15 protein-coding genes and 1 pseudogene are annotated in these 19,748 nt (G+C 71.0%); 6 read left to right on the plus strand and 10 right to left on the minus strand.

Going from position 1 to position 19,748, the window contains the following annotated elements; genetic code table 11:
- Positions 1–130: 130 nt before the first annotated feature.
- Positions 131–1,057, minus strand: a complete 927-nt coding sequence (locus ACVDFE_RS17570) for an aldo/keto reductase (protein WP_458431096.1) — start codon at positions 1,055–1,057, stop codon at positions 131–133.
- A gap of 40 nt (positions 1,058–1,097) precedes the next feature.
- On the minus strand, positions 1,098–2,342 hold the full coding sequence (locus ACVDFE_RS17575; protein ID WP_458431097.1) for a cation:proton antiporter: 1,245 nt from the start codon (positions 2,340–2,342) through the stop codon (positions 1,098–1,100).
- A 317-nt stretch (positions 2,343–2,659) separates the two neighbouring features.
- On the opposite strand from ACVDFE_RS17575, the gene ACVDFE_RS17580 reads away from it, so the two are divergent.
- Complete coding sequence (locus tag ACVDFE_RS17580) at positions 2,660–3,844, plus strand: Cmx/CmrA family chloramphenicol efflux MFS transporter (protein WP_360391878.1); 1,185 nt, start codon at positions 2,660–2,662, stop codon at positions 3,842–3,844.
- Positions 3,845–3,886: 42 nt separating this feature from the next.
- Here the strand turns inward: ACVDFE_RS17580 and ACVDFE_RS17585 are convergent, their stop codons facing one another.
- Genes ACVDFE_RS17585 through ACVDFE_RS17620 form a run of 8 tightly spaced genes read right to left on the minus strand, consistent with a single transcriptional unit; the run spans position 3,887 to position 14,725 of the window.
- Positions 3,887–5,110, minus strand: coding sequence for a 3-deoxy-7-phosphoheptulonate synthase (locus tag ACVDFE_RS17585; RefSeq protein ID WP_458431098.1), 1,224 nt, complete (start codon positions 5,108–5,110; stop codon positions 3,887–3,889).
- The gene (locus tag ACVDFE_RS17590; protein WP_360391872.1) at positions 5,107–5,409 is read right to left on the minus strand and encodes a chorismate mutase family protein; all 303 of its coding nucleotides are present in this window, start codon (positions 5,407–5,409) and stop codon (positions 5,107–5,109) included. The genes ACVDFE_RS17585 and ACVDFE_RS17590 overlap by 4 nt, the downstream gene beginning before the upstream one ends.
- Positions 5,406–6,293, minus strand: a complete 888-nt coding sequence (locus ACVDFE_RS17595; RefSeq protein WP_360391869.1) for a prephenate dehydrogenase/arogenate dehydrogenase family protein — start codon at positions 6,291–6,293, stop codon at positions 5,406–5,408. The genes ACVDFE_RS17590 and ACVDFE_RS17595 overlap by 4 nt, the downstream gene beginning before the upstream one ends.
- Positions 6,290–8,335 carry an aminodeoxychorismate synthase component I gene (gene pabB, locus ACVDFE_RS17600; protein ID WP_458431099.1) on the minus strand — a complete coding sequence of 682 codons (2,046 nt, stop codon included), beginning with the start codon at positions 8,333–8,335 and terminating at the stop codon, positions 6,290–6,292. Before pabB ends, ACVDFE_RS17595 begins: the two co-directional genes overlap by 4 nt.
- Before the next feature lie 30 nt (positions 8,336–8,365).
- Positions 8,366–9,955, minus strand: a complete 1,590-nt coding sequence (locus tag ACVDFE_RS17605; protein WP_458431100.1) for an MBL fold metallo-hydrolase — start codon at positions 9,953–9,955, stop codon at positions 8,366–8,368.
- A 27-nt stretch (positions 9,956–9,982) separates the two neighbouring features.
- On the minus strand, positions 9,983–12,715 hold the full coding sequence (locus ACVDFE_RS17610) for an AMP-binding protein (RefSeq protein ID WP_458431101.1): 2,733 nt from the start codon (positions 12,713–12,715) through the stop codon (positions 9,983–9,985).
- Positions 12,702–13,880 carry a hypothetical protein gene (locus ACVDFE_RS17615; protein ID WP_458431102.1) on the minus strand — a complete coding sequence of 393 codons (1,179 nt, stop codon included), beginning with the start codon at positions 13,878–13,880 and terminating at the stop codon, positions 12,702–12,704. Before ACVDFE_RS17615 ends, ACVDFE_RS17610 begins: the two co-directional genes overlap by 14 nt.
- Positions 13,850–14,725 (minus strand): AurF N-oxygenase family protein, encoded by an 876-nt coding sequence (locus ACVDFE_RS17620; RefSeq protein ID WP_458431103.1) that lies wholly within the window; start codon positions 14,723–14,725, stop codon positions 13,850–13,852. The genes ACVDFE_RS17615 and ACVDFE_RS17620 overlap by 31 nt, the downstream gene beginning before the upstream one ends.
- Between ACVDFE_RS17620 and ACVDFE_RS17625 the strand changes: the two genes are divergently transcribed.
- The 5 genes and pseudogenes from ACVDFE_RS17625 to cmlS all read left to right on the plus strand — a co-directional run.
- Positions 14,699–14,950 carry a hypothetical protein gene (locus ACVDFE_RS17625; protein ID WP_360391853.1) on the plus strand — a complete coding sequence of 84 codons (252 nt, stop codon included), beginning with the start codon at positions 14,699–14,701 and terminating at the stop codon, positions 14,948–14,950. The two genes, ACVDFE_RS17620 and ACVDFE_RS17625, sit on opposite strands and share 27 nt — an antisense overlap.
- 264 nt (positions 14,951–15,214) lie before the next feature.
- Positions 15,215–15,523, plus strand: a complete 309-nt coding sequence (locus ACVDFE_RS17630; protein WP_360391850.1) for a hypothetical protein — start codon at positions 15,215–15,217, stop codon at positions 15,521–15,523.
- 22 nt (positions 15,524–15,545) lie between these two features.
- Complete coding sequence (locus ACVDFE_RS17635) at positions 15,546–16,235, plus strand: SDR family NAD(P)-dependent oxidoreductase (protein WP_360391848.1); 690 nt, start codon at positions 15,546–15,548, stop codon at positions 16,233–16,235.
- A 1-nt stretch (position 16,236) separates the two neighbouring features.
- Positions 16,237–17,610, plus strand: a complete 1,374-nt coding sequence (locus tag ACVDFE_RS17640; RefSeq protein WP_458431105.1) for an ANL family adenylate-forming protein — start codon at positions 16,237–16,239, stop codon at positions 17,608–17,610.
- Positions 17,611–17,680: 70 nt separating this feature from the next.
- A pseudogene (gene cmlS / locus ACVDFE_RS17645) lies at positions 17,681–19,372 on the plus strand (chloramphenicol-biosynthetic FADH2-dependent halogenase CmlS); the annotation flags it as partial.
- Between the last annotated feature and the right edge of the window lie 376 nt (positions 19,373–19,748).

Consider the following 19,748-nt stretch of genomic DNA (forward strand, 5'->3'; position numbering starts at 1 on the left):
CGAGCAGGGTGTGGAGGACACGTTCTGGGAGCGCTCCCAATTTACCGCGCCCTCCCGGCCGCATCGAGCCGCCGTCCTGACGCCTCCGGTCGCAGAAGGAGTACAGGACCGGCCGCCTCCACCGCCCTGGTCACGACGACCGGCCGGCCTCCAGGGCCTCGACCGCGCGGTCGGACAACGGCGTGTGCACCGCTCGCCACGCCGATTCCAGCTGAGCGGGCGTGGAACAGCCGACGATCGGCAGGACGGCGGCCGGACGGCGAACCATCCAGGCGAGCACCGCCTGCCCGGCGTCGAGGTCGTGCTCCGCCGCGACGTCGTCCAGCACGGACAACGCGGCCGCGGTGCCCGGCCGGAGGTAGGGGGCCGGGAGGGGGCGGTCCTGGCGGGTGTACGCGCCGCCGAGCAGTACGGAGTGCGCCACGGGGAGGACGCGGCCCGCGCTCGCGGCCGCGAGCACCTCGTCGTCCAGCAGCACGTGCGGGGCCGGGTCGTGGCCGGGATCGGGCTGGAGGTAGGTGAAGCGGTTCTGCACCGCCGCGTAGCGCGGTCCCGGTAGTGCCAGTGCCGCCGACAGGCGGGCGGCGGACGTGTTGCTGCAGGCGATGGCCCGGGTGAGACCCCGCGCGACCAGGTCCTGCAGTGCCCCGACCGTCTCCTCCAGTGCGACCGAGCGGTCGTCGACATGGGCGTACACGAGGTCGACGTGGTCGGTGCGCAGCCGCCGCAGGCTCGCCTCGACCTGCGCCGTGACCGCCGGTGCGCTCAGCCCGAGCGCGGTGGACAGGTCGCCGCCGGGGTGGGACGGACGGGCACCGGCCTTCGTGGCCAGCGTGACGCGGTCCCTGCGCCGTCGGCTCACCAGCCAGTCGCCGATGCAGTTCTCCGACTCGTCGCCGGTGGCGCCGGGGTGCCAGAACGCGTAGTTGTTCGCCGTGTCCACAAAGGATGCGCCGAGCTCGATCGCGTGGTCCAGCAGAACATGCGCTTGTGCGGCGGGCACGCGGGTGCCGAAGTACATCGTGCCGACGGCCAGGGGTGGGAGCGGGGAGTCCAAGAGGGAAAAGGAACTGGTCACGGTGAGTTCTCCTGGTGGGTCAGGACTTCGTCGCCGGCAGGAAGCGGTCCGGAGGGCTGACGCGCGTGCGCGGGTGGACCAGGCTCAGCAGCGGGCCGGTCATCGCCGTGGTCACCACCGCCATGACGACCATCAGCGAGTACAGCGAGGCGTCCAGCAGCCCGGTCTCCAGGCCGACGCCCAGGATGATCAGCTCGGTGAGGCCGCGGGTGTTCATCAGGACGGCGAGCGTGCGGGCGTGCCGGACGTCCTGGCCGCACGCGCGGGCGCCGAGATAGGCGCCGAAGAACTTGCCGGCGATCGCGACCAGCAGGATCAGCGCTAGCTCACCGGCGCCATTCAGGTCCACTGTGGACAGGTCGACCCCCAGGCCCGCCACCGCGAAGTACACCGGCAGCAGCACCGAGCCCAGCGGGTCCACCCGGCCGATGACCTCCTCGCGCAGCCTTTCCGTTCCGGCACGCGGGACGACCGCGCCCGCGAAGAACGCCCCGAAGATGAAGTGCAGCCCCAGCCACTCGGTCACCCCGCCGGACACCACCGCGAACACCACGACACCGGCGAGCGCACCCGCGGGCAGGGCCCGGCCGGTGCGCTGGTGCGCGGCCGCCAGCCGTGCCAGCACCGGACGCACGACGAACAGCATGACCAGGACGTACGGCACGACGAGCACGGTCTGCCAGGCGCTCCGGCCCGCGGCGAAGGTCAGCGTCGCGGCCAGCAGGCACCACGCCACCACGTCACCGATCGCCGCGGCCGCGATGGCCAGCCCTCCCACGTTCGTGCGGTGCAGGCCGCGCTCCACCAGGATGCGCGCCAGCACCGGGAACGCGGTGATGGACATCGCCGCGCCGAAGAAGAGGACGAACGCCAGGGGCGGTCCCCGGTGCTCGTGGTCGCCGGCCAGGTGCAGTGCCAGCAGGCATCCCAGGCCGAACGGCAGCGCGATGGCCCCCACGGCCACGCCGGTGGCGGCACCACCCTTGCCGCGCAACAGCTTCTGGTCGAGCTCCAGCCCGATGACGAACATGAACACCGCGACGCCGACGCTGGCCAGCGCGGTCAGGCCGGGCCGGACGTCCGCGGGGAAGAGCGCGGCGGGAACGGCGCCGCTGAACAGCGTCGGGCCGAGCAGCACACCCGCGACGATCTCGCCGACCACGGCGGGCTGCCCGAGCCGCTTGGCCAGCGCGCCCAGCAGCTGGGCGGCCACCAGGACCACCGCCAGCGCGAACAGGAACAGGAGCGTGTTCAGTGGGGTCATGGGGGAGTCACTCCGGGATCGGTCGTCGGTCGTTCGGGTGGAAGCGGTTGGACAACGCGGGAACGGCGTTGGTATGTTGACCGGCGTGTCCAGCCCAGAGGCTTCCAGTAGGTAGCCACCGGACCTCTCCGGTGGCGTTCGTCGCTGTCGCGCTCTTCCGGCGCTGACGCACGTGGACCTCGCCCTTGTCCGGGCTTTCCGGTCCCAGCCACCGCATCGAGATCACCCACACCCCGGATTCGTTCCGGGGCGCTGCCGTGCGCGCACCGCGCACCGCCGGCTGACACCTCTTCTCTTGCGGTTCCAGGAGTTCTGAAATGCCTCTTGCCGTGTACGTCCTCGCTTTGGCGGTCTTCGCCATGGGGATGTCCGAGTTCATGCTGTCCGGGCTCGTGCCCGACATCGCCGTCGAGCTGGGCGTGTCGATCCCCGCCTCGGGTTCGCTGATCTCCGCCTTCGCCGTCGGCATGATCGTCGGCGCGCCCGTGGTGGCGATGCTGAGCCTGCGCTGGCCGCGCCGCACCTCGTTGCTGGCGTTCCTCGTCGTCTTCCTGCTGATGCACGTCGTCGGCGCACTCACCGACAGCTTCTCGGTCCTGCTCGTCACCAGGGTCGTCGCCGCCCTCGCCAACGCCGGCTTCCTCGCCGTGGGCATCGCCGCCGCGGCCTCGATGGTCGACGACAAGACCAAGGGCAAGGCGACCGCGGTCCTGGTCAGCGGCGTGACCATCGCGTGCATCGCGGGCGTGCCCGCGGGCGCGTACATGGGTGAGCTGTGGGGCTGGCGTTCCGCGTTCTGGGCGGTCGCGGTGCTGTCCGTGCCGCCGGTGTTCGCCATCCTGCGGTCGGTTCCGGGCACCGCGCCCGATCCCAACGCCCCGAGCGCACTGCACGAGCTGCGTGCGCTGCGCACGCCACGCCTGATCATCGTGCTGGTGCTGGGCGCTCTCGTGAACGGCGCGACCTTCTGCTCGTTCACGTACCTCGCCCCGGTCGTCACCGACGTCGCGGGCATGTCGCCGAGCTGGGTGCCGCTCGCGTTGCTGTTGTTCGGCCTCGGCTCGTTCGCCGGTGTCACGCTCGGCGGCAAGTTCGCCGACAGCAACCCGACGGGCCTGCTGTCGGTCGGCGCCGTCGCGCTGCTCGCAGGCTGGCTCGTGTTCGCGGCCACGGCGGGCAACCCGGTCGTGGCGCTCGTGTTCATGTTCATCCAGGGCACGCTCTCGTTCGCGGTCGGCTCGACGCTGATCTCCCAGGCCCTCTACTCCGCCGCCGGCGCTCCGACCCTCGCCGGTGGTTTCGCCACCGCGGCGCTCAACGTGGGCGCCGCGGTGGGACCCGTGCTGGGAGGTGCGGCCATCAGCGCGGGCGCGGGCTTCCGCTCTCCGCTGCTGGTCAGCGCCGCACTGGTGGTCGCGGCCCTGCTGGTCGGCGGTGCCGGGCTGCTGGCCGCGCGCACCAGGGCCGGCGCCGGGCAGCGCGCCGAGGTGCAGGCGGTGTGATCCCCGGCTCAGGGGGTCGCCCGCGGGTGACCCCCTGAGCGTTCACCCGGTCCAGGCCAGCCGGTCGAGGAAGTGGGCGATCAGCGCCACCGACTGCTCCGGGTTGAGCCGCGGGTCGCAGGTCGACCGGTAGTCCGGGAAGGACGGTTCGTCGTCCGTTCCGGACACGCACTCGGTCACCGGGTCCGGCGTCAGTTCGAGGTGCAACCCGGCGGGGCGGAGTCCGTACCCGGTGACGACCCGCACGAACGACGTCACCTCTGCCCGCATCGCCGCCATCAGCCGGGTCTTGACCCCGCGCAGCTTGAGCCCGTTGCCGTGCATGGGATCGCACAGCCACACCACCGGCGTGCCCCTCCTGGCGACCGCCGCGACCACGGCGGGCAGCAGCTCGTCGACCTGCTCCGCTCCGTAGCGCAGGATCAGGCTCAACCGGCCGGGAACACCGTCCGGGTTGAGGTGCCGGGTCAGCGCCACGACGTCGTCCGGTGTCGCGGTGGGACCGATCTTGACCCCCAGCGGGTTCCGCACCCCTGCCGCGAGCGCCAGGTGGGCGCCCCCGATCTCCCTCGTGCGCTCGCCGATCCAGCCGAAGTGCGTACCCGCGCTGTACGCACCACGTACGCCGTCACGCACCAATGGCCGCTCGTAGGGCATCAGCAGCATCTCGTGCGCGGTGTAGACGCGTTCCTCCAACGGCTTTCCCCACCAGGCCCGCCGCACCTCGCGCAGCACGACCTGCGAGCAGTCGTAGGCGGTGCGCAGCCGGCGCGGGTCGGGTACCCGCAGCAACGGGTCCGGTTCCGGGTCGTTCACGGCGTCACCGCAGTAGCTGGCCATCAGCCCGGTCTCGAACGGGTCGGGTTCGAACGGTGAGGACCGGGGTTTGCCGTACTGCCCCGCCAGCCTGCCCACCGCCACGCCCGCGAGCCCGCTGCCCGCCCGCATCATCGCGGCGAGCCCCTGCAGGTGGTCGACCTTGCGCCGCACCAGTTCGGGCACGGCCTCGTGGAACCGCTCCGCGCAGTCACCGCCCTGCAGCACGAGCGCGGCGCCCTCGGCGACCAGGGCCATGCCGAGGGCGAGGTCGACCACCTCGTCCTCGGTCGTGAGACCGGGCAGTCCGGCCAGCTCGGCTTCAACCCCGTCCACGGCGTCCTGGTCCGGCCAGACGGGTTGCTGCCGTGCGGTGCGTGCGGCCATCTCCGCCCGCACGAGCGCGGCCGGGGAGTCGAGGACCGGGACCAGCCGGTCGGCGGCGGTCACCTGCCGCTCCCGGCGGCCGCGGCGATCGCGACGTCCTCGACCCGGCACATCTCCTGGATGAGCAGCTCGTAGAGCCGCACCAGGAAACCGGGGTCGATCCCGTGCTCCGCGGCGTACCGGGCCGCGCGTTCCTTCACCAGCCGCACCCGGTGGGGCTGCATCATCGGGACCTCGTTGGCCGACTTGTACGCCGCGATGCGCAGGCCGCAGTCCAGCCGGCCGCGGACGATGTCGAGCAGCTCCGCGTCCAGGCGGTCCAGCTCCTCGCGCAACTGCGCAAGGCCGTCGTGTTCGGTCATCGAAGCTCCTCAGCGTGGCAGTGCATGGTCGTGAACACGTCGTGCGCGCGCCGCTCGTGCTCGGCGCACCTGTCGCCGAGCAGGGCACGGATCTCACCGAAGGCGGCCGCGACACCGGCCTCGCCCTCCTCCACGGCGGCGGCGAACGCGCGCAGGCCGTCCGCGAGCGCCTGCCGGGCACCCGCCGCGTGCGGGTTGGCCTCCTGGACGTCCAGGTAGACCTCGGGCCGGCCGCTCGTGATGCGGGCGAGCAGGGCCAGCAGGGTCAGGTGCGGTGGCGGTGCCGTGGCGGCCAGCCGATCCGCCGGCACCCCCAGCCTGGCCAGCGCCAGCCCGAAGGACAGCACCGTCGCGTGGGTCAGCGCCTGGGTGGCGGCCGCCGTGGCGTCGTGCTCGCCGGACGTGCAGCGCACCACCCGCCCGCCCCACCGGCGCACGAGGTCGAGCAGTGCGTCGACACCCGGTCCGCCGCGTGCCACCACGGCGGCCACCGGCCGGCCCGCCATGCCCAGGTCGGGGGCGAACATGGGGTTGAGGCCCACCACCTGCACCTCGCCGGGCAGGTCGGTGAGGCGGGCGCTCAGCCGCGACTTCACCGACAGGGTGTCGGCGAGCACCGCGCCCGGTCCGAGCAGCCCGGCCAGCGGTTTCACCGCCCGCAGCGCCACCGGCTCCGGCACCGCGAGCACCACCAGGTCCGCGGCGGCGACGGCGGCGGCGACCACCGCGTCCGGTGCGGTGATGTCGCCCTGGAGGACGTCGCCGTCGCCGGGGCCGAGGTCCACCGCGGTGACGGTCACGCCGCTGTCCCTCAGAAGGGCGGCGAACAGCGCGCCGACCGCACCTCCGCCCCCGGCCACCACCGCGTGCCGCAGCGCCGTCACGCGACCTCACCCGCGACCGTGCCGGCCGAATGCGCGGCACCCGCCGCCCGGTCGAGCGCGGCGAGCAGCGCGCCCGCCTTGACCACGGTCTCGGTGAACTCCTCCTCGTGGTCGGACAGGGCCACGATGGCGCCGCCCACCCCGAACTCCGCCACCCCGGGCGTGAGCACCATGGTGCGGATGACGATGCTGAGGTTGGCCGCTCCGCTGAGCGAGAACCAGCCGAGCGCGCCGGAGTACACGCCGCGCGGACCGTCCTCCAGCCGGTCGATGATCTCCATGGTGCGCTTCTTCGGCGCACCGGTCATCGAGCCGCCGGGGAACGCCGCCCGCACGCACTCCACCGCGGTCGCACCGGGCCGCAGCGTGCCGCGGACGGTCGACACCAGCTGGTGCACCGGGGCGTAGGTCTCCACGTCGAACAGCAGCGGCACGTGCACCGACCCGACAGCGCAAACCGCGTTGAGGTCGTTGCGGACCAGGTCGACGATCATCAGGTTCTCCGCGCGGTCCTTCTCCCGGCTGAGCAGGTCGGCGCGCAGCGCGGCGTCCTCCGCGGGGGAGCCACCGCGCGGCCGGGTGCCCTTGATCGGCTTCGACTCGACGCCGCCGTCCGCGCCCACGGTCAGGAACCGCTCAGGGGAGGCGCTGAGCACCGCCAGCTCCGGGAACTCCAGCAACGCCCCGTAGGGCACCGGGCTGATCTCCCGCAGCGCCGAGTACAGCCGGTCCGGCCGTGCGCGGGACGGCACGGTGATCATGTTGGTCAGGCAGATCTCGTACGACTCCCCGGCCCGGATCTCGGCGAGGCAGTCCTCGATGCGGTCGTGGTAGGCGTCCTTGTCGTGGCGCGGCATCGCGACCTTGCCGAAGGAGTCCCAGTCCCGTGCCGCCAGCGCGATCGCACGCCCGCGGGCCGTCGCCGGCTTGATCGCCAGCACCCTCGCCTCGGTGTCGTCGAGCCACGCCGTGGCACCCGGCGCGGCGAGTGCCAGCAGGTAGCAGCACCCCTCCGCGTGGTCGAGCACCACCGCGCGGTCGGCGAACAGCAGTGCCGCGTCCGGATGCGCCGAGACGTGGGCCGGTTCCCCGATCGTCTCGGCCTTCAGCTCGTAGCCCAGGTAGCCGACGTAGCCGAGGTTGAACTCGAACGGCAGTCCCGGTGGAGCGGGCACCCTCCTGCGGTGCAGCTGTTCCTGGAGGTAGTCGAAGAACGGTTGCCGGACGCGGGTCGTGCGGCCGTGCGCGTCCCGCACCGTGACGGTCTGGTCGGCGACCCGGTAGGTGATGTGCTCGGCCAGCGGACCGCTGTCGTCACCGAGGAACGAGAACCGGGACAGCCCGTCGATCACCTCGCTGCTGTCCAGCCAGAACGTCGACCGCGCGCCGGCGAAGCAGGCCTCCCGCACCGACTCGCCGTCCGGCGCCACGTCGACGCGGCGCACCAGGACCTCGTGGGCGGCCCGCTCGTGGGCGAGGGCCAGCCTGCGGAAGTTGGCCAGGACCTCCCTGCCGTACTCGCTCCCGATGGACTCGGGGTGGAACTGCACCCCCCACAGCGGCCGGTGCCGGTGCCGCAGCCCCATGATCACCCCGTCGTCCGTCCACGCCGTCGCGTCGAGCTCGGCGGGCAGGTCGGTGACGGCCAGGGAGTGGTAGCGCACGGCGGTGAACGGCGAGGGCAGACCGGCGAAGAGGTCCTCGCCGGTGTGCCGGACCTGGGACACGCGGCCGTGCATCGGTTCCGGCGCCAGTGCGACCGTGGCGCCGAACAGCTCCGCGATGCCCTGGTGCCCCAGGCACACCCCGAGCACCGGCAGGTCGCTGTCGAGCACCGCGCGGGCGCTGATGCCGAAGTCCTTCAGCCGTCCGGGACGACCGGGACCGGGGGAGACCACGATGGCGTCGAACTCGGAGAGGTCGATGTCGGACCACTCCGCGTCGTTGCGGACCACCACGGGCGGGCGGCCGGCGACCTCACCGATGTACTGGAAGAGGTTGTAGGTGAACGAGTCGTAGTTGTCGATCAGAAGAGTTCGCATGCGCTGCGCCTTGTCTCGGGCGGGAACGCGCTACCGGGTCAGGGTCCTGCGCATGTGCAGGCGCTCGGCGGCGTTGCCCTGGTTGACCACGTACTTGACCAGCAGATCGCTGTCGACGATGGCGGGGTGCTCCTCGTCGTACTCGATCGCCATGACGGTGCCGAGCCACGGTTCGAGTCCCATGGCGTAGACGTAGACCTCGCTCGGACCGAGTGCGTCCACGATGGACTTGGCCTGCTCGAAGTCCGAACCGTTGAGCCTGCGGCTCTGGTCCTCGCGCCGCGACAACGGCTTCGGGTACAGCGGGCCGTAGATCCAGCTGGCGGCCGCACCGATGCTCTCCATGCCGATGAACACCGTGTCCACCCGGCCGACGAGCGCGACGACCTCGGCGTAGGTGGCGGGGGAGACGTTGGTCGAGTCGGCGGCGAAGAGCACCTGCCGGTCGCCCAGCCGCAGCAACCAGCCGGTCTTGCTGCGGATGCGCAGGTCCCCGTGCTCGCCCAGGAACGGCAACGCGATCGCGGTCGCGGTGCCGCACGGGCGGGCCTCCAGGTCGTCGACCTCGACCACGTCGGTGAACCCGAGCCTGCGCAGGATTCCGGCGAGCCCGGGGTCCACCAGGCTCGCGTTGGTGGAGCGGGGGACCAGCACCGTGCCGACGCGGTGGCGGATGCGCAGCAGCGTCTCGAACAGCATGTGGTCCTGGTGGTTGTGCGTGATCAGCACGTGGTCGATGCGGTCGGGCAGGTCGGCGTAGGTGAACCTGCCCTCGGTCTCACCCTCGTACCCGGTGTGGCTCAGCACCGGGTCGATGAGGAACGTGCCGCCCTCGTGGCGGATGAACACGCAGGCGTGGCCCGCGTAGTCGAGCACGTCCGGCAGGGACCGCTCGTCCCGTGGTTCCGGCACCTGCGCGAGGGTGAAGTACCCGGCGAAGCGCTGGGCCCGCTCCCCGGAGAGGCCGAGGTTCACGGTGAGCTCGTGCAGGCCCGCGTCGTCGAGGCCGCCGCGGAACACCTGGTCGAGCAGCGGCGAGTCCAGCGGCACGTCGACCAGCAGCTGCTGCGGGGTGTACTCCAGCATCGGCGTGGTGAGCGCGAACTCCCTGGCGTCCTCGGTGACGAAGGAGAACCGCACCTGCTGCAGGCTCTTGTCGTAGTACTCCGAGGCGTACATCAGCGGTTCGATGAACCGGTAGTCCGGGCTGTGGTTGTCCCGGCCGTAGAACACCTCGACCCGGCCGGCCAGCGCCGGGGGCAGCTCCCGGTAGACCGGGTCGAGGCACTGGCCGGTGTAGCGGGGCAGGATCTCGTCCTCCAGCTGCCGGATCGCCTCGAACAGCTCGTCCAGCTTCGCCCGTCGTGGTGCCGTGTCACGCCACCAGCTGACGATGGTGTCGTAGTGCTCGTGGGCGTGGACCCACGGGCCGCCGTGCATGCGGGGCTGGCGCACCGCGGCGGCGTGCACCTCGGGGGAGTCCGAATAGGACTCCATGATCGGGGTGAACCTGTTGCGGAGGAAGCGGGCCAGCGTCTGCGGCGGCAGCAGGTACGACCAGCCGTACCAGCCGGCGACCACCGGTTCGACCGCGACGTCGTCACGCAGGTAGTAGCGCATTTCGGGGCTCCGTTCGTGCGTCGGGGGTCAGGCGCTCACGACGGACGTGCCCGGCAGCAGGGCCAGCAGGTCCGCGAGCACGTCGCGGTCGGTCTCGTGGCGTGCCTCCCGCCAGCCCCGTCCTCCCAGTGCCGACTGCGTCGCGGCGAGCACCCTCGGGTCTGCCGCTCCGCCGGCCCTGGCCAGGTCGAACCAGCCGCCGACGTCGACGACGTCGGACTCGGTCAGCCCGGTGACCGCCAGCAGGTCCGCCAGGCCGTAGGTGCGGTGCACGACGACCTGGGAGCGCGCAGGTGCGCCCTGCACGCCGGCCAGCAGCGCGTCGACCAGCAGACCGACGTCGCAGACGGGCACGTACCCGTCGAGCCGGGGCAGGGCGCGCAGGCGGACCGAGAGGTCGAGCAGGGACGAGAACCAGTCGTCCCGCAGGAACGCCCTGTCCGTCTCGCCGTGGCCGTAGACCAGACCTGCCCGATAGCTGGCGCCCGCGCACCCGACGGCGGCCAGCGCGTCCACATAGGACTCGCAGATGAGCTTGGAACGCGAGTACGGCTCGCCCACCGCCGTGAGCGCCTGGGCGGACAAGGTGCCGAACCGCTCTCCCGCGGACGCCGCCGAGAGGAACGCGAACGACTGAGCGCCCCACGCGGCGGCGGCGCGCACGACGAGAGCGGTGGTGCGCACGCTGCCGGACATGTGCCGGTCCAGCGGCAGCAGGTGGTTGACGTCGTAACCGCAGTGCACGACCGCCTCGACCGCCGGCCCGGTGCCCTGCGCCAGGTGGCGTTCCAGCTCCGGGTAGCCGATGACCTCCACGGCACCGAGCCCGGCCTCCGACCGGCCGAACCTGGCGGCGTGGCCCGCCTTGAGCCGCTGCGCGCTGCTGGTGCTGACCACCAGCACGCGGTGACCGTCGTCGAGCAACCGTTCCAGCACGTGCCCGCCGATGAACCCGGACGCACCGGTCAGCAGCACCGGGCCCGGACCGGTGGGCGCGCCGCGCCGCAGCTCGGGCAGCTCCGCGCGCAGGGCCGCGAGCTCGGTCTCCGCCTGCCGGAAGGCCAGCTCCGCCGGGGAGAGGTCGCGCACGACCTCCTCGCCGCGCACGTGCCGCAGGAAGTCCGCGGCCACGAAGTCGTACTCCATGGCCTCGAACGCCGCCTCCACCGCCTGCTGGCCGAACAGCTCGGCCAGCTTGACCTGGATGCGCATCATCGCGAGCGAGCTGCCGCCCGCGTCGAAGATCGACACGTCCGCGCCGACCTCCTGGCCCAGCACCGCGGCGACCACGTCGAGCACCTGGCCCAGTTCCTCACCGCGGGCGCCGCCGGGCGCGGTCGTGGGTTCGGCCAGCAGCTCACCCAGCGCGTTCTTGTCCAGCTTCCCGCTGGTCGCCAACGGGAACTCGGGAACGACGGCGACCCGGTCCGGCACCTCCCAGGCCGGGAGCAGCTGCCGCAGCCGGACCATCAGCGCGTCCTCGCCGTCCGGCGCCTCCGTCGTGGCGAGCACGAGCTCGTCGTCCAGCTGCACCATGGCGACCTGCACGCCGAGGTGCGCGCTCAGCGCGAACTCCACGTGCGCCAGGTTGACCCGGTGCCCCAGCCGTTTGACCTGTTCGTCGACGCGGCCCATGTAGGTCAGGCCACCCCGGTCCAGCGCGACCCGGTCGCCGGTCCGGTAGGCGCGGCTGCCGCGCACCTCGCCGAACCTCTCCCGCTCGCGCGGGTCCCCGCCCACGTAGCCCAGCGCCACCCCGTCACCGACGATCACGAGCTCGCCGATGCCCGACTCGGTCAACCGGCCGGTGTCGAGGTCGCGCACCAGTGCGGAGAACCCGTCGATGGGCGTGCCGATCGTAGTGGCGAACTCGGTCAGCTCGGCGACCGAGAAGCACACGGTTCCCTCGGTCGGGCCGTAGGCGTTGAACACGCGGCTGTGGCGCGCGGCCGTGTCGAACTCCGCCTTGCCCAGCGCCTCACCCGCGAACTGCACCTTGCGGACGTTGCGCTGAGCCCGTTCGCCGAGCCGGGCGTACACCGACGGCGGCACCATGATCAGGTCACCGCCGTGCTCCGCCAGGTGCTGCGACAGCGCGCCGAGCCACGACTGCACGCCGCGGGCGGGCACGACGACGGTCGCACCCGCGTGCAGCGGCACGACGATCTCGGTGATCGAAGCGTCGAAGGACAGCGAGGCGAACTGCACGACCTCCTGCCCGGGACCGATGTCCAGCAGGCGGGTCAGCGACCGGCAGAGGTTCAGCAGGCCGCCGTGCCCCACGTCGACGAGCTTGGGCGTGCCGGTCGAACCGGAGGTGAAGATCGAGTAGGCGACCGCGCGGTCACCGGCGTCCGGCACGCCGGCCGCCGAGGCGGTGAGCGGCACGGTGCGGGTGTCGAGGGCGGGCACGCCCGCCGCGGCGGCTTTCGCCAGCGAGTCGTCGTCGAAGCAGACGGCGAGACCGGGGTCGGCGACGCGCGCCGACTCCACGAACCTCGCCGTGGGCAGCGCGGGGTTGGCCGGGGTGTGCACGGCGTGGCTGCGCAGTGCCGCGAGCGCCCACAGCACGGACTCGGCGGAGTGCTCGCCCACCACCAGCACCCGGCGGCCGGGCGGGCACTCGCGGCCGATCCGCGCGGCCAGTGCGCCGGTGATCCGGTCCAGCTCCGAGTAGGTCCACTCGCGACCGGCACAGCGCAACGCCACCCGGTCGGCGTGGCGCGCGAACGCACCGCTCAGCAGGTCAGGCAGTCGCACGGAGGGCTCCAATTCGCTGTTCGAGTTCGGAGAGGACGACCGCGACGGTGTCCTCGCCGATGAACCGGCTCTTGTACTGCAGCTTCATCAGCGGCGGTCCGGGGAAGGAGCGGTCGGCGAGGAACTTCAGGTCCTCGAAGACGCGGTCGCTGCGCACCCGCACCCAGTCCCAGTCGCGCGGCTCTGGACGCATGAAGGTGGTGTCCGAGACGACGATCCGCGGCATCCGGCCCCGGCTGAACGCGGTGGCGAACGCGGTCAGGTCGGACATCGTGTAACGGCCCAGCCCCTCCAGCCGCGCCCTGGTGGCGGCGAAGTGCTCCGGCGTGTACTCGCCTGCGCGTTCCCGGTGCACGACCAGCGGCCGGATCTCCACGAAGTAGCCGCCCCTGCGGGCGAAGTCCCAGCGGGAGAACGGGTACTGCAGCACGAGTCCTCCGCCGACCACCCGCAGCACGGTGGCGGTCACCGCGGCCAGCAGGTCGTCGAACGAGAGGCCGGGGCGCAGGGGCAGCCAGCGCTCGGAGCTGCCGGAGATCGTGGGCACACCGGGCCTGCCGGGTGTCGGCAGCGCTCCGAGCTCCCGCTGCACCACCTCCGGGTCGGCGGCCGGCAGCGCGGCGAAGCGGGCGAGCATTCCCGAGTGGTCCCGGTAGCGCGACCCCGGCCGCTTCACCGGCTCACCGCGCAGGTGTGCGCGCAGCTGTCCGAGCAACACCACGACGTCGGCGAGGTCGACGACCATGTGGTTGAACTTCGCGAACACCAGGTGCCGGCCGTCGTCGTGGGGCCAGAAGGCGACGTGGACGGCTTCGTCCAGGCCCAGCGGCCGGGTGTTGTGGTAGGCGGTGGTCACCTCGGCCAGGTCGTCCGGGCTGCCCGTCACGCGGGTGTCGTGGACGACGCAGGTGGCTTTGACCTCGTGCTCGGGAACGCCGATGAGGTTGCCCAGCGCGGCGGTGACACCCAGCTCCCGCAGGAAGTCCTCCGTGTCGCGCGGGTCGGTGGCGAGCACGCCCAACGCGGCCGCGCACGGGTTGACGTCGCAGTCGAGGCCGAGGTCGCGCAGGAAGCTGAACAGGTCGCGGACGGCGACCGCGTCCTCGCGCAGGACCGGTGTCGTGGCCACCGCGGTCAGCCCCGCTTCGCCGCGGTCGTGCCCCACGCGAACTCCACCTGGTCCAGGACGTCCATCTCGGACAGCAGCGCGTGCACACCGGAGTGGTCCTGCACCAGGTGCGTGCCGCCCTGCTCCTCGCGGATCTCGGCGGCGGCCTTCTCCCAGCCGGGCAGCCCCTCGAAGTCCGCGATGGTCTCCCAGGTGGTGAAGTCGGGGGCCACGAACGCGGCGAGGCCCGCGACCACCTTGTCCAGCACGAACCGCTTCTGGTGCGCGGGCAGGACGTCGTGGACCTGCTTGAGGATCTCCCCGGAGATCGAGGCGTGGCAGTACTCGTCCCGGTTGTGCAGGCGCACGGTGGTGGAGTTGACGACCTGGATGTCCTCGTCGTTCGCGAGCAGGTCCAGGTAGGCGTTGATGGAGATCTCCGCGACGGTCGCGAACGCGAGCGTGGTGAGGCTGCGCTCCCAGCGTTCCGCGCAGCGGTCCACGTGCTCGTCGTGGATGGTGGTGATCAGCGAGTCCGGCAGAACGCGGTCGGAGAACTCGTAGCGGCGCATCCGGCGGGTGGTCGCACTGCCGTTCATGTGCATGAGCGTGTGGTACTGCTCGTCGACCATCGCCTGCGCGATGGCGAGCTCGAGCTCCTGGCCGCCGGCGCCGGGGTACTCACCGGACGCGACGAGCTGGAAGCCCGGGTTCGCGATGCCCTGCTCGATGAGGACCGTGTTGCGGTTGTAGGCGATCCAGCCCCAGCTGGTCATGCGCGACCGTTGCGCGTCGGACCACCGCTCCCACACCGGGTGGGCGCTGAACGGCACCATGTCCACCCGGAAGTCCGGGCGGTCGGGGTCGAACAACGCGTGGACGTCCGGTTCCGCGCGCTTCACCGCCGCGCGCCGGTGCCAATTTCCAACCAACCTGGAAATCACCGCGCTTTCAGCGGAATCAGTCCGGTCGAACGCGGGCAGACCGGCGATTTCGGTCAGCCCTCCGCCTTCGGCATCGGGATCGGCCTGACTGCCCATGGCACACCTCTCTCGCTGTCGAATATCGCAGTGGATTTCCTGCCGCCGAGTTTGTCGAGCGCCCCGAACGGTGACAAGTGGTGTTGAGCGCCGCGCGGACACGTGCGACTGCGGCAGTGCCGCACTCGCACACCGGTGGTGCGTTCAACCTCCGCAAAAGTCGCCGGAGTCGCTTCCGAAGGCCGATATCCGCTGCTAGCGTCCGAAACCGGCAGGCACCCGACGCGGTGCCGCACCCATCCGGCGGCCGGCCCCCCAATCGGGACAGCCCGTGCGGCGGAGGGCCTCCAGACGAGATCGTGAATCCGGCGCAATTCGACGCGCCTGGAGAACCGGTAAGAGGAGAGCACGGTGGACGATCGCATCCTGCAGATCATTGTTTCCGCAATCGAGGAGCTGAACGAAACGCGGGAGGAAAAGATACCGACCGACAATGTGCTCGACCTGCGGCTCTACGGCGGTGACTCAGGGGTGTTCGAGTCCATGCACCTGGTCGGTTTTCTCGCGCTCGTCGAGGAGAAGCTCGAGGACGAGTTCGACGTGGAGGTGGCACTCGCCTCCGAGAAGGCGGTGTCGCAACGGGTCAGCCCGTTCAGCAGCGTCCGGCGGCTCGTCGGCTTCGCCGAGGAGGAACTGCGGCTGGTCGCGGCACCGCGGTGAGGCGGACCGAACCGTGAAGGTCATGATCACCGGTACCCGGACCGGCATCGGCAAGGCGCTGGCCGAGCACCTGCTGGCGGCCGGCCACGAGGTCGTGGGGTGCAGCCGCAAACCGGGCGGCATCGAGCACGAGCGCTACGACCACCACCAGGTCGACCTGACCGACACCACCGCGGTCAAGGCGCTCTTCCGCGAGCTGCGGCGCACCCACGGCCACCTCGACGCCCTGATCAACAACGCCGGCACGTCGGTCATGAACCACTTCATGCTGACGCCGGAGCAGACCACGCGCCGGTTGTTCGACCTGAACTTCTTCGCGGTGCTGAGCTGCTGCCGCGAGGCCGTGAAGCTGCTGCGCCGCTCGGAGCAGCCCAGCACCTCGATCGTCGCGTTGTCCACGGTCGCGGTGCCGTGGGCCATCGACGGGCAGCTCGCCTACTCGGCGAGCAAAGCCGCTGTCGAACAGCTCGTGCGGGTGATGAGCAAGGAACTGGCAGAGCACGGTGTGCGGGTCAACGGCCTCGGCGTGCCGCCGGTGAGCACCACGCTCACGCGCACCGTGCCGCGCGAGCGCATCGACGGACTCGTCGGCAGGCAGGCGATCAAGCGGATGTGCACCACCGCCGACCTGTGCGGGCCGGTGGAGTTCCTGATCGGTTCCCAGTCCGCGTTCGTGACCGGCGAAACGATCTTCCTGGGAGGAGTGAACTGACGTGCGGGAAGCATTTCTGGAGCGAATGGCCGGTTTCGGCGAGCGCACCGCGTTGTGGGTGGACGGTGTCCCGCACAGCTACGCCGCCCTGCTGGACCGGATCGGCGAGATCCGCCGCCTGCTCGCCGAGGCGGGCGCCCGCGCGCACGACGCCGTTGTCCTGGAAGGGGATTTCTCCCCCAACGCGGTCGCGGCGCTGTTCGCGCTCTACCTCGACCGCAACACCGTCGTCCCGATGGTCGGCAGCACACCGGTCACCGCGGACACCGTGCGGGAGACGTGCGCGCCCCGCTTCACCCTCCGCACCGCCGACGCGGTCGAGGTCGTGCCGATGTCCGCCGCGGGTGCGCCGTCGCCCGCCTTCAGCGAGCTGGCCGGGAGGGGCGCCGCCGGACTGGTGCTGCTGAGCAGCGGCAGCACCGGCACCCCGAAGGCGATCCTGCACGACCTCGACGCGCTGGTGGAGCAGAAGCTCGCCAAACGCCCCCGCGGTTCCGTCTCGCTCAACATCCTGATGGTGCTGATGTTCGACCACATCGGCGGCATCAACTCGTTGCTGAGCACCATGCTGGTGGGCGGCGCGGCGGTCCTGCCCGCCAAGCGCACGCCCGACGAGATCTGCGGGCTGATCGAGCAGCACCGCATCCGCGTGCTGCCGGCCAGCCCGACGTTCCTGAACCTGATCATGGTCGGCGGCCACCTCGAACGGCACGACGTCAGCAGCCTCCGGCTGATCACCTACGGCACCGAGCCGATGTCGGCCGAGCTGCTCGCCCGCGTCGGCGCGGCGTTCCCCGGCGTGCGGCTGGTGCAGACCTTCGGCACCAGCGAGACCGGCATCGCCGCGACCACGAGCGAGTCGTCCAGCAGCACCTACTTCAAGATCGCGGACGACAGCACCCGCTACCGCGTGGTCGACGGCGAGCTGCAGCTCAAGAGCAGCACGCAGTTCCTCGGCTACCTCAACCACCCGGCCGACGCGGTGACCGAGGACGGCTGGTTCCGCACCGGTGACCTGGTCGAGGAGAACGGCGACGGCTACCTGCGGGTCAAGGGCCGCGCCACCGAGGTCATCAACGTCGGCGGCGAGAAGCTGCTCCCGCTCGAGCTGGAGTCGGTGCTGCTGACCAGCCCGCTCGTCGAGGACTGCGTGGTCTACGGCAGGCCGAACGCCATCACCGGCCAGGCGGTGTGCGTCGACGTCAAACCGGTGGGCAGCCTGACCAGGGCGGAGGCCAGGGCCCACGTGCGGGAGTTCCTGACCGGCCGGGTCGAACCGTTCAAGATCCCGTCCAAGGTGACGGTGATCGACGACATCGGCATGTCCGACCGGCTCAAGAAGGTGCGGCTGCGCCCGCACAGCGACCAGGACTGACCTTCAGGCGGACCATCCGCCTGATGACACCACGAAAACCCTTAGGGGGAGCGGAATGGCACGGTCGAAAGTAGCTGTCGTCGGCGGCGGGCCCGCGGGCTGCGTTGCCGCGTTGACGCTGCACAAGCTCGGGCACGACGTGGAGGTCTTCGAACGGGAGACGTTCCCGAGGTACCGCATCGGTGAGTCGTTGCTGCCGGGGACCATGTCGATCCTCAACCGGCTGGGGCTGCAGGACCGGATCGACGCCGCCGGTTTCGTCAAGAAGCCGTCGGCGACCTTCCTGTGGGGACAGGACCAGGCGCCCTGGACCTTCTCCTTCGCCGCGCCGAAGATCAACCCGTGGGTGTTCGACCACGCGGTGCAGGTGAAGCGCGAGGAGTTCGACCAGATGCTGATGGACGAGGCCAGGTCGCGGGGCATCCCCGTGCACGAGGCCACGACCGTCACCGGTGTCGACGTGTCCGCGGCCGACTCCGTGACGTTGTCGCTGCGGCGCGCCGACGAGCGGTGGGACGTGACGGCGGACTACGTGATCGACGCCGGGGGCTCCGGCGGCCCGCTCAGCCGCAAGCTCAGCGTGCGCCGCTACGACGAGTTCTACCGGAACTTCGCGGTCTGGTCGTACTTCAAGCTGCCCGACCCGTTCACCGGCGACCTCGCGGGCACCACGTACTCGATCACGTTCGAGGACGGCTGGGTGTGGATGATCCCGATGAAGGGGGGCCTCTACAGCGTCGGCCTGGTGGTGGACCGCTCGCGTGCGGCCGAGGTGAGGGAGATGGGCGCGGAGGCGTTCTACCGCGCCACCCTGCCGAAGGCCAAGCGCGCCATGGAGATCCTCGGCGACGCCGAGATGGTCGACGAGGTGCGGATCGTGCAGGACTGGTCCTACGACGCTGACCACTTCTCGGCCGGCCGCTACTTCCTCTGCGGTGACGCGGCCTGCTTCACGGACCCGCTGTTCTCCCAGGGCGTCCACCTGGCCTCGCAGTCGGCGGTCAGCGCCGCCGCGGCGATCGACCGGATGACCGCGAACCCGGCCGAGTCCGAGGCCGTGCACGCCTGGTACAACCGCTCGTACCGGGACGCCTACGAGGGCTACCACCAGTTCCTCGCGTCGTTCTACACCTTCGCCTCGCTCACCGAGCCCGAGTCGGAGTTCTGGCGGCAGCGCCGCATCACCGAGTCCGACGACGACCGGCTGGTGCGCCGGCAGTGGTTCGACCGGCTGTCCGACGGTGACGAGAGCGCGGCGGTGGCGGACTTCCACGACCGCGCCGCGACGATGATCCACATCGGCAAGCACCAGCGCCAGGAGCTCTCGGACGAGTTCTCCGAAGCCGAGCTGGACGCCGCCAGGGTCCGCTGGATCAGTGGCCTGACCCAGCGGCTCAACAGCATCAGCAAGCTCGTCTGGACCGGCAGCAAGGTGCTGCTGAAGCCGCACTACAAGGTCGAACCGCTGAGCATGCGGCTGGAGCCGGTGCACGTGCTGGCCAACGACGCCGACGAGGACCTCACCCAGTACGTGATGGGCGAGGCGGAACGGCAGGTGTTCCAGGAGCTCGCCGAGGAGAACTTCGGCTACCGGGCGCTCGTGAAGAAGCTCGGCGCGATCGGCAAGCAGGAGATCAGCGCTCAGCTGGTCACGCGCCTGATGGAGGCGGGCCTGATCACCGGCTTCGACAGCGCGGGGGAGAAGGTCGTCATCCAAGGCCGGCTGCACTTCGGCGGCGTGGGCGTCGAGTACGAGGTCTGACGCGAGGTCCAGGTACCCCCGGTGGAGACCCCACCGGGGGACTCGCGTGTTCCCGGCCCGGTTCCCGGCAATCTTGTTCAACGTCGTGTTGATTTGTTCCGGAACGAGTGTTATGGGAGTCCCACCGGCGGTTCTGATCACGCACGGTCAACGTGCACGAGTCGCATGGCTGATGCTTAGCGGAAATAAACTTTGACAGAACCGCGGTGTGCTCAGAGTTATTCCATGATCTTGCAGCTTGCGCTGTATGTGAGCGCTCCCACGAGCGTGGGAAAACTGCCGCTTCGCAGGTGGGGGCACTGTTCGACGTGCTGGTCCGATCGGGCGACGAGGTGGATAACCAGCTGGAAACCTGGTTTGTTAAGAAGAAACGAGC

This window comes from Lentzea chajnantorensis (assembly GCF_054300775.1).